Raw genomic sequence first — 13,860 nt, 5'->3', positions numbered from 1 at the left:
ATTATTTAAAAAATCTTAAACCAGTAATCCTAAAATCACGCCACAAGCCCAAGCTTGGCACTGATTGGCAAATGATCAGATAAGCTTGCCCAAGGTGTGCCTGTGTGTACGGTTGCTTGGTGTATGCTTAGGTTTTTTACATAAATACGGTCTAACGCCAAAAAGGGACGCACCGCAGGAAAGGTAGGCAGGCTATCGCCATAAATCTGCCCAAATACTTCAATAAGCCCAAGCGGTTCTAAGATACTAGCTGACTTTTTTGACCAATCATTAAAATCCCCTGCCAAAATCAGCGGTGCTTTTGGGTCAAGCTTATGGCGAATATAGTCTATGATGGCATGGTACTGTCTTACTCTATCGGCGTGTAGCAGATTTAGATGAGCATTTAGCACAACTATCGGTCTATCCCAACCTGCTGGGTGAATCTCGCAGTGTAACACACCCCTTTTCTCAAGACGATTGACCGTAATATTCACATTATGCTTAGGGTCAAGCAGATGGGGTGAAAGCGTGGCATTGCCATGATGTCCATGCTCATAGCTGCAGTTTTTGCCGTAGCTTGCAGACAGTGACAGATACTCACCAAACCACTCATGCTGAGAATAAGATGGATAGCCCTTAAGACTTGCCAGTCGCTTTAGATTACGCCCTTGCACTTCTTGCAAGCATAAAATATCAGGCGATAGCCTAGCAAGTGCTTGTGCCATGCCATCTAGGTTTAATATGCGATTTAAGGGCGACATTCCTTTATGAATGTTATAGCTGACAACAGTGATGGTATTCATGAATTACCCAAAACCATTATCATAAACTAAATGCTTGGCATTGTAAAATCATCTATCACTTGCTTATATTCCCAAATGCCATCATCATAAAAATGTGGTAAAATTAAAGCAGAATGCACCACTTTATAAAAGCCTTGCGATACATTCGTGCAAGCTCATTATCACCATTCATGAGAGGAAAAATATTTATGGACGCCTTAACACTTAAAAATAACAACTTAGATTCACGCCTGCACTTAATCGACTTTGATAAGGTTACGCCAGACATTCTAACAAATGCCATCTTAGCCGCCTTAGATGACGCTTATGCCTACCTAGACGACATACAAAGCCAAGGTGATAAAATTTCATCATCACCGCAGCATATCGTTTCGACGATGGATGACTTATCGCTTGCTGTTTATCGTCCCTTTGGCGTGCTAAGTCACCTAAACAGCGTGGTAAGCTCTGATGATATTCGCCGTGCCTATCTTGACATCTTACCAAAAATCAGTGCCTTTAAGGTGCGTATCGGTCAGTCTGCTGCACTTATTGACATCTATGAGATGCTACTTAAAGAGCTACAAGATAGCGATGACTTGGCTCGCATTCGAGCAACTAAGCTTTCCTTACAAAACTTTTGGCTCTCGGGCATTCATTTGCCTGACGCTAAAAAAACCCAGTTTGCAGATATCGTAAACCACCTATCACTACTGTCTGCCGAATTCTCCGATAACATCTTAGATAGCACGGCAGCTTTTGCCCTGCCACTCACCAAAGAGCAGCTTGATGGCATACCACCAAGCGGTCTTGCTCTGCTAAAATCGGCAGGTGATGCCTATCGCCAAAAGCACCCAAACACTGCCCTGCCGACCGACTATGTGGCGACCTTGGACGTGCCGATGTATTTGGCGGTCATGCAGTACGCCACCGACCGCCATCTGCGTGAAACGCTCTATCACGCCTATAATACTCGTGCGTCTGACCAAGCGACTTTTGATGGCGAAAAAGACGGCGTGCCAACCAAGTTTGACAATTCAGACATCATGGCACGCATACTCACGTTACGCACCCAGCAGGCGAAATTACTTGGTTTTAAGGATTATACCGAAGTATCGCTTGCCACCAAGATGGCAGACAGCTGTGATGAAGTTGAAGCGTTTTTATTAAATCTTGCCAATAAGGCTCGCCCATTTGCCCTTAAGGACTTAGATGAGGTGCGTGAATTTGGCAAAACGCTTGGCATTTATGACGTACAGCCTTGGGATGTGCCATTCATCAGCGAAAAACTACAAAATGCCAAGTACAGCCTAGACAGTGAAGCGATTCGCCCTTATTTTCCTGTGCCTGTGGTATTGGACGGTATGTTCAAGATTATCCATGAATTATTTGGCGTGCAATTTGTCGCAAAAGATGCCCCTGTTTGGCATCAAGACGCACAATTTTATGAAGTGCATGACAAAGACGACTTGATTGGCGGCGTGTATATCGACCTATATGCACGTAGAGGCAAATCAGGCGGTGCTTGGCTAGATGATTTTCAAAATCGCCACCAACGCTTGGACGGCACACAAATTTTACCTGTGGGCTTTGTGGTGGGGAATTTCTCGCCTGCGGTGGACGGTAAGCCAAGCCTACTGACACATGATGAAGTGCTGACCTTATTTCATGAATTTGGTCATGCCTTGCATCACCTGCTCACCCAAGTAAATATCGCTGATGTCTCTGGCATTAGTGGCGTGGAGTGGGACGCAGTTGAGCTACCGAGTCAGTTTATGGAGAATTTTGCGTGGGATAAAGCAGGCATCGCCAAAATTAGCCGTCATGTGGAGACTGGCAAGCCACTGCCTGATGACAAATTAGAAGCGATGCTTGCCGCCAAAAACTTCCAATCTGCGTTACAGACCTTACGTCAAATTGAGTTTGCGTTATTTGACTTACGCATTCATGCAGATGCCATTACCACTTTTGATGAGATTTTAGCCACATTAGAGCAGGTGCGTGATGAAGTAGCCGTCATTCGCCCACCCCGTGATGGACGTTTTGCCAACAGTTTTAGCCATATCTTTGCAGGTGATTATGCAGCAGGCTACTATTCTTATAAATGGGCAGAGCTGTTATCTGCTGATGCGTTTGGCATATTTGAAGAAGCCAAAAACGACTTTGGCAGTGTTATTAACCCCACCATTGGTAATCGCTTTAAGCGCGCTATTCTCCAAAAAGGTGGGTCACGCACTGCTAAGGAAAATTTTTACGACTTTGCAGGGCGACAAGCGACGATTGATGCACTGCTCCGTCATAATGGCTTTGAGGACTTATGATGCGTTACCAGTCAAACCGACCAAAACGCCGCTTCTTATCTAGCGTCTCTTGCCCAAAGTGCAAAGCCTATGATGCCATCGTGCAAGTAGAAATCTTTATCCCTAAGCCAGATGAATACATTGAATGCACTCAGTGTGGACATACCGAACGTCGTCCGACGCTTGATGACGCTAAGCAAATGCGAGAAAATAACGGCTATGCTAATGACAACGTTGGCATTGTCCGCTTTAAATCTAAACAATCTGAAGAAATATCATGAACTTACACGATATCCGAGAAGAATACAGCAAAAAAGCCCTGTCAAAAAGCGACTGCCATGCCAATCCCATAGAGCAGTTTAAAGTGTGGCTTGATGCAGCCATCGATGCAAAAGTGAATGAGCCTACCGCCATGAATATCGCCACGGTGGGAGCAGATGGCCGCCCATCGGCTCGTATGGTGCTACTAAAGGAAGTAAATGATGAAGGTTTTGTGTTTTTTAGCAACCATCACAGCACCAAAGGTCAAGCATTACAAATAAACCCCTTTGCTGCACTGACCTTTTTTTGGGCAGAACTTGAACGTCAAGTGCGTATCGAAGGCACAGTAACATTGCTTAATGACGCTGCAAGTGATGACTACTTTAACTCACGACCCTACACCAGTCGTATCGGTGCTTGGGCAAGCGAACAAAGCACTGTGATTAGCGATAAGTCAGTTATCGTCACACGTGCAGCGAAGTTTGGCATAAAGCACCCTTTGCATGTGCCACGTCCACCACACTGGGGCGGGTATCTGATTCATCCTAAAACAATTGAGTTTTGGCAAGGCAGGCCAAGCCGTCTGCATGATCGCATTCGTTATCGTCTAGATAATAACGAATGGGTTAAAGAAAGGCTTGCTCCATAAAGCAAGCACACTTTATTAACTATCATAAAAGCACACCAAAAGCGTGCTTTTTTGTTATTTTTTGATACCAAACTTGCGTTTTTTATTCATCTGCGTGATAACAAGGTCAATCTCATCGGTATTTAGACTTGCTACATGAGCAAGCAGCTGCATCATGTCTGCATCTAGCACAAATGACGCATGTTTTTCTATCTCGTCAATACGTTCATCAAAATGAAGTTCAGGCTCACCATCAACTTGCCATACATAGCCTAGACGTCTTAGGGTATCAATAAAACTGGTAAATAACGCCTTATCAAACATATCTGGCAAATCGTCTGAGTACAGCACCGACACCCGCTGACCTAATACATAGCACAGATTTACCGTCTGCTCTGCGGTCAGCTTGCCTGAGCCTTGCTTGGCAAGTAGGGCTAATGCCATCACATACCGCTCAAGACTCTGCTGAGCAGGGCTTGCTAGTACGATGAGTTTTTGGTATGCCGCTGAGTTACCCTCAGGTGCTCCCACAATACCGCCACCCAGATCCACTACGACACCCTCGTCAATCAATAGCGTCAGCACCTGATTAACAAGCTTAGGCACATTACGTAAAGCGGTTTTTAAGAACAATTCAGCCTGCAAGAATGGGTATAATAACTGTACCACATCATCAAGCTCATCTTGATGAATGCGACTGTTTCTTTGCACAAGCGAGCCTATAAAGCTTGCCAAGATAAACACGTGTAAGATATTATTTTTAAAATAACTCAGTAGCGGGGCTTGTTTATCCGCCACTCGAATCATATCACCAAGTAAGTGCGGCGTGCGATCAATCAGCTTTAAACGAATGCCATAATTTAGTATTTGGCGTGGCGTCATCGTTGTAATGTGTGTATCCACATCATAAGGCAGATTTATGGCGATACGCTGATAAAGGGCGATTTGTTCAAGGCATTGGTCTTCAGCTAAGGCAGACTTTGGCGTAGATAGCAGTACCAAGGCAAGTAGTGACACAGGATTGACTACGGCAGCCTTGTTGATGTTTTGCATGATTTTAACGCCGATGTTATTAATCATCGCATATCGCTTGGCATCTTGACATTCGGTCGCTTCATCATCAATCACTACATCAAATTTTTGCATAAAATCTGTCAAATACAGCGGCTCACCAAACGACAAATGCACCGTACCAAAGATACGCTCAATTTTCTGAGTGGTCTTAATCAAACCAAGTAGGTTTTCGCTTTGCTTTGGCTTACCCTTAAGCTCACCAACATAAGTTGCCCCTTCCATGATGCGTTCATAGCTGATATATGTCGGAATAAATGCCACAGGCTTGGCAGGCTCTCTAAGATAGCTATTGACCGTCATGGCAAGCATACCAAGCTTAGGCGGCAATAATCGTCCAGAGCGAGAACGCCCACCTTCAATGAAGTACTCGATAGGCACAGCTCGCTGCATTAATGTATGTACATACTCTTTAAAGACTGTGCTATAAAGCTCGTTACCACGGAAACTGCGTCTCATAAAGAACGCACCACCACTGCGTAAAATCTCACCCACGATAGGAATATTTAAATTTTCTCCAGCAGCGACATGTGGCACTCTTAGGCCATTTCTATAAATGATGTATGATAATAGCAAATAGTCGATATGACTGCGGTGGCAAGGCACATAAACAATCTGATAATCGGTGGCAAGCTTACGCACTCGCTCAAAATGACGCACTTCTACGCCATCATATAACTTTGTCCATAATCGGTTTAAAAAACGCTCAAAAAACCGCACCAAAGAATGCGAATAGTCACTCGTAATCTCACTAAGATAGCCTGCTGCTTGTTTTTTAATTTCTGCGATTGGTTTATTGATTCTAATGGCTTCTTTATCAATCGCTTCTTGGACGGTGGCAGACGCTAGAATCTTACCAGTAATATTACGCTTATCTGATAAATCTGGACCAACAATACTGGTTCGCTGATTATCCAAAATACTTTGTAAATAATCGCTTACTTTCTGGGTGGTATCAGATGCAGAGCCTTCATGATACGCACTGACCAGCGAACTTAGCGACTCACACTTGCCAAACTGAATAAAGGTGTTTCGCCCCATCACGCTGATGTTAAATAGCTGCTTTGAGATGCCAGGCGATCTCCACTCGTCCGTCATTAACAGCTTAAACAGTGAATCTTCCTTGTCTGGTGCCCGACCCCATAGTATTGTAACAGGCACAAGATTAATATCTAATTGCTCATTATTTAGACACGCCTGCACCAATCGATCTAGGCGGGGGGCAGACTTAGCACTGGCAGGGCGTTTATTACGCCTGTCCTTCAAAAAAATCATCGCCGATGTCTCAGCACTAGGCAACTTTTCAGACTGAACCATGGATAATGCCGATGGCAATCCCAGCTCATCTGTCATCATACCAACCAATAAACTATTAGAACGTGAATAGACGTCAATCACATAAAAGGTTGGGCGATTCTCATCAATCTGTGGCACATCGCCAAGCACGGTAGGTTTTACGACAAATGACAAGCCCTGCACCGATGCCTTACGATAAGAATCGGTTAAAGTCTGTTCAGACTCTGGCTGCTGGGTCTTATTTTTACCAAAAACTGTTGCTAGTTTTTTCTTGTAAGCATTTAACATGATGATCAATTTTTCAAAATAGTAGCTTTCATTTTACCATTTTTGTCTTTAAATGGTAAAAAAAATGTTATACTTGATGTGTTTTATTAAATCGTTTTTACTTATAAGACTTGGAAAACTTATGACAGACACGACGAACACATCTTCTGAGAATCTAACAGCACAGCTGCTAAAGACCATCACCCTAACCAAGACAGATGAAGACGTCTTTGTAGGGCAAAGTTTCGATTATGTTGGGCCACGTATTTTTGGCGGTCAAGTCTTAGCTCAAGCCATCATCGCTGCTTCTCAGACACTGGAAGTGAACAAACCTTGTCATTCCTTACATGGATATTTTTTAAGGGGCGGTGATATTCGCTATCCTGTAACCTATCAGGTACGTCGGCTAAGAGATGGTCGCAGCCTGTCTGCTCGTGAAGTAACTGCTATTCAGTACATTCCCCATGCACACAGTGGCGAGTTGGTTGAGCAGGTTATTTTTAGTATGTTAGCGTCATTCTCACCGATGGAAGAAGGGCTTGACTACCAGACTACCATGCCAGATTATCCGACACCAGACACCCTAAAAACCGAACAAGAATTAAAGCTTGATTATCTAGATCAAGTGCCAGACGCCCTAAAATCACGCTTTATGCGGCAGCGTCATGTAGAGATTAAACCTATCTCGCCCCAAAACCCCATCAAGCCCACGCCAGCTCAGCCACGTCAAGCAAACTGGCTTAGAATTGCTAATTTACAAGATCAGCCGCTTGCCGTCCACCAAGCTTTATTGGCGTTTTCATCTGACTTTTATTTGGTGGGCACAGGATTGATGAGTCATGGCCTAAGCTTTATGACCAAAGGTCTTCAGATGGCAAGTATCGATCACGCCATGCATTTTCATCGTCCATTTAAGCTAAACGACTGGCTGCTGTATGAGATGTGGAGCGACACCACAAGCCACGCCAAAGGTCTTAACCACGGACAATTTTGGCAAGATGGCAAATTGGTCGCCACCACTCAGCAAGAAGGCTTAATGCGTCTGCGTAAGCCTGTTTGAGGTGTATGATGGCTAAAACAAGCTGGGTATTATTGCTGGGTATGGCAGCTGTTTTATCAGGCTGTACTGACAGCTTAGGTTCATCAGAGCCAAAGCTTACCAAAAAGCAACTCGTTAAGCTAATCCCAAAAAGAGTGCAAAATCGTGAAAGCTGGGCTAATGACATCGCTGATATTTTCGCCACACTCAAAATTGAACAAAACGCCACGAACATCTGCACAGTAATCGCAGTTATCGACCAAGAGTCAAACTTCCAAGCAGATCCGAAAGTTGCCAATCTTGGGGCGGTATCGCTGGCTGCCATTGATGATAAGCTTACCGAAAAATTTGGCAAAAACCTAGCAGGCATCTTTAAAAACATGCTTAAAACCAAGCCTACCACCGATAATAACTTTATCAAGCAGATTAAGGCGGTAAAGACCGAGCGTGAGCTTGATTTGTTATATCAACAAATCTTCGACTACTTTACTGATAGCTATAATGTGGCATCTTTAGCCAATATCGCAAAGCTAACAGGCGAAGGCATTGATGAACGCATTAATCCTGTAACGACCCTAGGGTCTATGCAAGTGCATATCAATTATGCTCGCGATCATCGCCGTCAAAGCATGAACGACCGCAAACTGCGTGAAGACTTATACAGCCAATATGGCGGATTATACTATGGCATTCATCGCCTAATGACATACAAGGCAGACTACGATAAGCCACTATATCGCTTCGCTGATTATAACTCTGGTATGTATTCTAGTCGTAATGCCGCTTTTCAGCAACGCATTGCCAGCCTAAGCAAACAAAAAATTGACATTGATGGCGACCTACTCATCTATGATGATGGCAGTCCTAGTAGCCAAAAAAGCCAAAGCGAGCTTGCACTCATCAAGCTACTAGCCACCACCCAAAGCCCAATCAGCGAAAGACAAATCAGAAGCGACCTAAAAAAAGAAAAAACCCAAGCCTTTGAAAAAACCGCCGTCTATCAGACGATAAACGACTTATTTAGCCAAAAATACCACAAACAGCCCACCTATGCCATCATGCCCCAAGTCGTCATCTCAGGTCCCAAATTGAGCAAAGATTATAACACCAACTGGTACGCCACTCGTGTTGATAAGCGGTATCAGACTTGTATGGCAAGTGCCAAACGCCACAAACTGCTTTAACACTCATCAATTTTAACACTCATCAATCTGCACGCCCAACACGCTGATTACAGGTTTTTTTTGGGTACTGGCAAGACCACTTTCATCAACGCCTTACTCGCCCATAAATCAGATGAGAAATGGGCGATTTTGGTGAATGAATTTGGCAAAATTGGCATTGATGGCAAATTATTCACCGCCAATGATGTCGCCATCAAGGAAGTCAGCGGCGGCTGTATCTGTTGCACCAGTCAATTACCACTCCAAATTGCCTTGGTGCGACTGCTCGCAGACCACCGCCCCGCACGCCTTATCATCGAGCCGACAGGGCTTGCCCACCCTAATGAGCTGATTGCCAAGCTTAGTGAAAGCCACTATCAGAGCAGTCTTGACTTGCAGGCGGTGATTTGTGTGCTAAATGCCGCCCAATGGCAACAAGAACGCTATCGCAATCATGACGGCTATCAAGTGCACGCCAAATACGCTGACATCATCGCCATCAATCGCACAGATATGCTAAGTGGCGATGAATTGGCTCATCTATATGAATGGATACACACCATCAATCCTACCGCCACCATCGTCATCGATGATGGCAAAACAAGCCACATCGCCCATCTCACCACCAAAACCCAGCGCTACCCACAGCCCAAGCCCCTTTAACCCTTGGCAAAACCCAAATGCGTGGTACATGGGCGTATATATGGGTATACAGTCGTTATTGTTTTATACTGTTGCCAGTTTTTTGCCGTCCATCGGCATGGGCTATGGGCTAAGTGAGTATCAAGATGGACTTTTGGCACTCGTGTTTCAGCTGACTGCCCCTGTGGCAATATTTTTGCTGACCTTTTTTATTAAACGAAATTTCCCCATTCGGCTCATCGCCTTGGCGTGCAGTATCGCCAATGCTGTGGGCGTGGGCGGTGTGCTATGGCTACCTAATCATCTTGTGGTGTGGTCGGCACTTTTGGGCTTTGGGGCGACGGGGATTTTTACGCTGTCGCTCATGCTATTTTCTATCCGCACAACAAGCACAGAGACCGCTTGGGATTTGTCGGGCATGGTGCAGGCGGTGGGCTATGGCGTGGCGTTTTTTGGTCCGCTGACTTTGGGGAAATTATTTGAAAAAACAGGGACTTGGGAGCTGTCCTTGCAAGTGCTGTTCGCTCTAATGTGCGTTAATGTTGTGTTTGGCTGGTGGGCAGGTTGGGGGGATAGGGGGGGGATTAAAATTGATATAAAAATCAAAAATTTTAAAAAAAAACTCTTAAAATTTTAACTCATATATGCTTGCAAAATATCATGCCATACATTATCATATATTAACAGTTAATTGGAGTATATGGTGAATACTGTTAATCAAGAATGTTTGGTGGTTTTTACTTATCAAGGTAAAGGCGAAATTTTAGCAAAAGGGTATAGTGGCAACTGGCGGTTTAATAAAAATCGTGCCAAACGCTGTCAATACTTGATTTGTGTACAGTTAATCGGCGAATGGGGGAAGCCCGAAGCACCATCTCATACCGCTTTTTTAATTGGTAAAATCAGCGACATCAAACCCAACCATACCTATGGTGAACGCAATGAAGTCCACATCAGCGAATATGCAGAGATTAGTATATCAACAGTTAATGGAGAAAAAATCAAGGGTAATGCCAATCCTGTGGCGTATTACACCTTGCAAGATTTTGGCATTGATGTGAATACGTTAGAGTTTCATCAAGTTGTGCCAACCATGCTATCCCAAACGCCAACCGAAATCACATCAGTTTCTAATGAACCTTTAACCATTCCCGAAGCCAAACGCAGACTTGCTTTGACACTTGGCATAGATGAAAGTCAAATCAGCATTACCATTAACACCTAACTCATTGATACCTAAGGAGTTTATCATGAACAACACCTTTACCCCCAACAACTTTTGGCATATGCAAATGCACCCCACCGGTGAAATGTACGATTTTGCCAAGCACATTCCCTATATCCTAGAACATCACGGTTTTATTGGCTTGGGCGAATGGGATGGCGGAGCAGAGCAAATTGACATGTTTAAAAACGACATCAAAGTCAATGATATCATCGCCATTCGCCAAGGTGCAACCTTTGTCGCCCTTGTGCAAGTTATTGGCGGTGCGTACTTTATCAACGACGATAACGACGAACGCACCGAATGGATAAAAAATCGCCGTCCTGTGCGTGTGCTGGATTGGGAAATTGACGGTACAGACGTGCGTGAATGTCCACAGCGCCCAGGGACATTAAACCGCTGTGCCAGCGATGATGCCGAAACCACCAAAGTCATCAAAGATTGGTACGCCAAAGTTGCTGAAAACCGCAAGGCTCGTGGATTGCCTTTAAGTGTTTAAATTTGTGTGATTTAAAAAAAATGGGGCGATATTGCCCCATTTTGATTTTCGGTAATTTAACAGGAAAAGCCATGCTCATCGCCTATTTTCAAATCAAAGCAGACGGCAAAGCGGTCAATCAAGATGCACTATTTGACGGTACAAGTGTTCGCCATGTCGCCTTGCACCACACCAAAACCGTTCCCACACCTGCTATGCCCTTTTGTGTGGCGGTGGCGGACGGTGTGTCATCTAGCCCAAAAAGCCATTTGGCAAGCCGTTTTTGGTTAAATGCCATTGCAAGCACGCCTGCGGTAGCGGTGGGAACTCGGGCGTTTTTTGATGAGTATTTTGATAAATTTTGCAATCACATCGCCCCCACCGCTTTGGGGTCGGCAACGACCATCGCAGGAGCGGTGATTGATGAAACAGGAGCGTGCCTAATTTTTAATGTGGGGGACAGCTCGGTGTTTGTGATTGATGATGGCGTGTGGCACAAATTAAGCCACGACCACACGATACTAAACGAGCTACTCCATGATGACATCAAAGACGGTGTGGAATATGCTAAGATGTATGGCGGTTTGGCGGAGTGTCTCATCGCTGACCCTAATGAGTACGACTTTAAAATCCACCACGCCACGCACACGCTCACACAAGGGCAAACTTTACTCATCTGTACAGACGGCTTGACGGATGAATTTAGCATGGACGAGCTGACGCTCATGTGGCACAGCCAGTCCACGCTGACCGACCGCCTTGCCATCATGCTTCATAATCTGAAAAAACGGCGTGGACGTGATGACTGCTCGGTGGTGGCGGTGGAGATTTAGGGAGAATTAAATTTAGGTTTAAAAGACATTGCTTTTATTTTTAAATCAATATGCCGATAAATCCAATAAAGAGAAAACAAACTACTAATCACATTTGCCAATAAAAATATCGTGATGATTAAAGGCAAATTAACATCAAATAAAAATAACCCCACACCTAATAATACGCCCAACACCACAATCCAAACCGTCTGCATACGCCAACTATCGCCTAATGCACGCACATACATAAGCAAAGACCAAAATACCATGTCAGACAATAAGAAAATAAATATTAAAGCATTATTATGCCTTAAAAAATTAACAAAAGGCTGATTTTTAATATCGTAAATATCGCAGACGTTTAATAAGAATATAAAAAACAACAATAACAAAGAGGTAAAAACCAATAAAATAGCATTATATAAAAAATAAGACCTTACTAAACACCAAGATGAAATTTTCCATGACTGGTACTCTTTTGCTAAAACCACAAAACCATTATTAGCAAATGCGGCTGCAAAAACAGAGAATAAAACAGCAAGCATAAATAACGTTTGTAGAATACCAACCGAATTTGTAACATCGCTCACAAAAAGCAATGACTGACTCTGAGCCACTCTTTTTAAAAACTGCAAAACAATAATGGGAAAACTAAAAACAACTATACTTTTGATAATATAAAAATTACCTGCTTGCATAGGCACTTGATTGACAATACCACCCTTACCATTATTCTGACAATCATCAATTATAGCAAATTTTCGTATATAAACCATTAGCACAGTTAAAAGTAGGCATTCTGTGATAAGTTGCGACATACTAACCAACTCAACAGTAGTCAGCTGATTGGGCAGCACCCATAATATCACAAAAAACACCATCAAAAAGATAGGTAGTGCAATTAAATTAGAAATACTGCTTGCCTTGACCGCTTTTTTACTTTCACCCAAAATAACCAAAAATTCATAACAGAATACAACAGGAAATAACAATGCAAACATCAAAGCAACTGTATTATTTTGCAAACTACTTGGCAAAAAATTATTGGTATAAATCAAAAATCCACCAAAAATCAAAATACCCAAAAACAAAGCAAAACTAACAAGAAGTAAAGACAATCGCTGATAAGCATAATAAGTGCTATAAAAACGAATTCCAGATGTCATACCCAAACCAAAAGCTAATGCACTATTATAAACGGACGAATATATGGAATACTCATCAATCTGATTTGGTTCAGCTTTATTTAATACCAAAATAAAAGCAGTAAAAAAAACAAGTATCGGCATCAAGCGATTAATGATAAATGCCGATGTGAGTTTTAATTCATCTTTCCAAGAAAAAGAAAAATCAGAAATCAATTTCATACATATATTCACCAAAATGCTGGAAATATAACTCCTGAGTTCTATCAAAAGACTGATTTAAATCTTGATAATCTTCCTTGCTTCTTATTCCAAAATAAGGAAAATGGTGCATATATCTACCATATATCACTTCACAATCTTTAAAATAGGCTTTGGTATCTAAAATATGATTATGCCAAATAACATCAACTTCAACAGAAGGCACTATTTTTTCACTTGTTCCATCATAAATTTTCATTAATATCATAAAATTTTTATATTGGCGTATTGCATCTTCCACGCCCTCCAAAGTCCAATTTTTGGAATCTCCATCAGCACTTAAAGACAGTAGTTTTTTCTTAATCCAATAAAAATCCAAACATTCTATATAATCCTGAATTGATGCATCAATAACCATATGAAAATCCTTATGTGTTAAATCCAAAAAGCAATAAGAACATTAAAATTCTTATTGCCTTACACTAAACTACTTATTGAGAAAAATCACTCAAACATACACGCAGCAGCCTTAGCTTTTTTTCTCTCCATTTTACCAGCATTTGCT

Annotated in this window: 14 protein-coding genes; 10 read left to right on the top strand and 4 right to left on the bottom strand. The window is 42.8% G+C overall.

Annotated features, from left to right (window positions below; all coding sequences use genetic code 11):
• Positions 1–35: 35 nt before the first annotated feature.
• Positions 36–785: an endonuclease/exonuclease/phosphatase family protein gene (locus tag LU293_RS05345; protein ID WP_242746063.1), complete on the bottom strand. Its 750-nt coding sequence runs from the start codon at positions 783–785 to the stop codon at positions 36–38.
• A 188-nt stretch (positions 786–973) separates the two neighbouring features.
• Between LU293_RS05345 and LU293_RS05340 the strand changes: the two genes are divergently transcribed.
• The 3 genes from LU293_RS05340 to pdxH are packed head-to-tail and all read left to right on the top strand — an operon-like array spanning position 974 to position 3,974.
• Positions 974–3,085, top strand: coding sequence for a M3 family metallopeptidase (locus LU293_RS05340; protein ID WP_242746060.1), 2,112 nt, complete (start codon positions 974–976; stop codon positions 3,083–3,085).
• On the top strand, positions 3,085–3,345 hold the full coding sequence (locus tag LU293_RS05335) for a YheV family putative zinc ribbon protein (RefSeq protein WP_242749678.1): 261 nt from the start codon (positions 3,085–3,087) through the stop codon (positions 3,343–3,345). Before LU293_RS05340 ends, LU293_RS05335 begins: the two co-directional genes overlap by 1 nt.
• A complete protein-coding gene (gene pdxH, locus LU293_RS05330; RefSeq protein ID WP_242746058.1) occupies positions 3,342–3,974 on the top strand; it encodes a pyridoxamine 5'-phosphate oxidase in 633 nt (210 codons plus the stop codon). The genes LU293_RS05335 and pdxH overlap by 4 nt, the downstream gene beginning before the upstream one ends.
• A 54-nt stretch (positions 3,975–4,028) precedes the next feature.
• Here the strand turns inward: pdxH and plsB are convergent, their stop codons facing one another.
• Positions 4,029–6,608, bottom strand: a complete 2,580-nt coding sequence (gene plsB / locus LU293_RS05325) for a glycerol-3-phosphate 1-O-acyltransferase PlsB (protein WP_242746056.1) — start codon at positions 6,606–6,608, stop codon at positions 4,029–4,031.
• A gap of 121 nt (positions 6,609–6,729) precedes the next feature.
• On the opposite strand from plsB, the gene LU293_RS05320 reads away from it, so the two are divergent.
• The 7 genes from LU293_RS05320 to LU293_RS05290 all read left to right on the top strand — a co-directional run bounded on the left by LU293_RS05320 (position 6,730) and on the right by LU293_RS05290 (position 11,967).
• The gene (locus LU293_RS05320) at positions 6,730–7,647 is read left to right on the top strand and encodes an acyl-CoA thioesterase (protein WP_242746054.1); all 918 of its coding nucleotides are present in this window, start codon (positions 6,730–6,732) and stop codon (positions 7,645–7,647) included.
• Between the two features lie 8 nt (positions 7,648–7,655).
• Positions 7,656–8,810: a DUF1615 domain-containing protein gene (locus tag LU293_RS05315; protein ID WP_375540360.1), complete on the top strand. Its 1,155-nt coding sequence runs from the start codon at positions 7,656–7,658 to the stop codon at positions 8,808–8,810.
• A 60-nt stretch (positions 8,811–8,870) separates the two neighbouring features.
• Complete coding sequence (locus LU293_RS05310; protein WP_242746050.1) at positions 8,871–9,452, top strand: CobW family GTP-binding protein; 582 nt, start codon at positions 8,871–8,873, stop codon at positions 9,450–9,452.
• Positions 9,334–10,068 carry an MFS transporter gene (locus LU293_RS05305; RefSeq protein ID WP_242746046.1) on the top strand — a complete coding sequence of 245 codons (735 nt, stop codon included), beginning with the start codon at positions 9,334–9,336 and terminating at the stop codon, positions 10,066–10,068. The genes LU293_RS05310 and LU293_RS05305 overlap by 119 nt, the downstream gene beginning before the upstream one ends.
• Before the next feature lie 63 nt (positions 10,069–10,131).
• Positions 10,132–10,656: a hypothetical protein gene (locus LU293_RS05300; protein ID WP_242746043.1), complete on the top strand. Its 525-nt coding sequence runs from the start codon at positions 10,132–10,134 to the stop codon at positions 10,654–10,656.
• A gap of 25 nt (positions 10,657–10,681) precedes the next feature.
• On the top strand, positions 10,682–11,155 hold the full coding sequence (locus LU293_RS05295; protein ID WP_242746040.1) for a hypothetical protein: 474 nt from the start codon (positions 10,682–10,684) through the stop codon (positions 11,153–11,155).
• Positions 11,156–11,226: 71 nt separating this feature from the next.
• On the top strand, positions 11,227–11,967 hold the full coding sequence (locus tag LU293_RS05290; protein ID WP_242746038.1) for a PP2C family protein-serine/threonine phosphatase: 741 nt from the start codon (positions 11,227–11,229) through the stop codon (positions 11,965–11,967).
• Here the strand turns inward: LU293_RS05290 and LU293_RS05285 are convergent.
• Both LU293_RS05285 and LU293_RS05280 read right to left on the bottom strand, forming a co-directional pair.
• A complete protein-coding gene (locus LU293_RS05285) occupies positions 11,964–13,316 on the bottom strand; it encodes a hypothetical protein (RefSeq protein ID WP_242746035.1) in 1,353 nt (450 codons plus the stop codon). The two genes, LU293_RS05290 and LU293_RS05285, sit on opposite strands and share 4 nt — an antisense overlap.
• Positions 13,300–13,713, bottom strand: coding sequence for a glycine-rich domain-containing protein (locus tag LU293_RS05280; RefSeq protein WP_242746032.1), 414 nt, complete (start codon positions 13,711–13,713; stop codon positions 13,300–13,302). Before LU293_RS05280 ends, LU293_RS05285 begins: the two co-directional genes overlap by 17 nt.
• Positions 13,714–13,860: the final 147 nt, after the last annotated feature.

This window comes from Moraxella nasovis (assembly GCF_022701215.1).
GTDB classification, from domain to species: Bacteria; Pseudomonadota; Gammaproteobacteria; order Pseudomonadales; family Moraxellaceae; genus Moraxella; species Moraxella nasovis.
Note: the sequence above shows the minus strand (reverse complement) of the source record. Positions and strands in the feature narration are given on the sequence as shown.

Excerpts from the sequence above, each read along its gene's own strand:
- LU293_RS05345 (WP_242746063.1), bottom strand. The coding sequence starts at position 785 with ATGAATACCATCACTGTTGTCAGCTATAACATTCATAAAGGAATGTCG.
- LU293_RS05340 (WP_242746060.1), top strand. The coding sequence starts at position 974 with ATGGACGCCTTAACACTTAAAAATAACAACTTAGATTCACGCCTGCAC.
- LU293_RS05335 (WP_242749678.1), top strand. The coding sequence starts at position 3,085 with ATGCGTTACCAGTCAAACCGACCAAAACGCCGCTTCTTATCTAGCGTC.
- pdxH (WP_242746058.1), top strand. The coding sequence starts at position 3,342 with ATGAACTTACACGATATCCGAGAAGAATACAGCAAAAAAGCCCTGTCA.
- plsB (WP_242746056.1), bottom strand. The coding sequence starts at position 6,608 with ATGTTAAATGCTTACAAGAAAAAACTAGCAACAGTTTTTGGTAAAAAT.
- LU293_RS05320 (WP_242746054.1), top strand. The coding sequence starts at position 6,730 with ATGACAGACACGACGAACACATCTTCTGAGAATCTAACAGCACAGCTG.
- LU293_RS05315 (WP_375540360.1), top strand. The coding sequence starts at position 7,656 with ATGGCTAAAACAAGCTGGGTATTATTGCTGGGTATGGCAGCTGTTTTA.
- LU293_RS05305 (WP_242746046.1), top strand. The coding sequence starts at position 9,334 with ATGAATGGATACACACCATCAATCCTACCGCCACCATCGTCATCGATG.
- LU293_RS05300 (WP_242746043.1), top strand. The coding sequence starts at position 10,132 with ATGGTGAATACTGTTAATCAAGAATGTTTGGTGGTTTTTACTTATCAA.
- LU293_RS05295 (WP_242746040.1), top strand. The coding sequence starts at position 10,682 with ATGAACAACACCTTTACCCCCAACAACTTTTGGCATATGCAAATGCAC.
- LU293_RS05290 (WP_242746038.1), top strand. The coding sequence starts at position 11,227 with ATGCTCATCGCCTATTTTCAAATCAAAGCAGACGGCAAAGCGGTCAAT.
- LU293_RS05285 (WP_242746035.1), bottom strand. The coding sequence starts at position 13,316 with ATGAAATTGATTTCTGATTTTTCTTTTTCTTGGAAAGATGAATTAAAA.
- LU293_RS05280 (WP_242746032.1), bottom strand. The coding sequence starts at position 13,713 with ATGGTTATTGATGCATCAATTCAGGATTATATAGAATGTTTGGATTTT.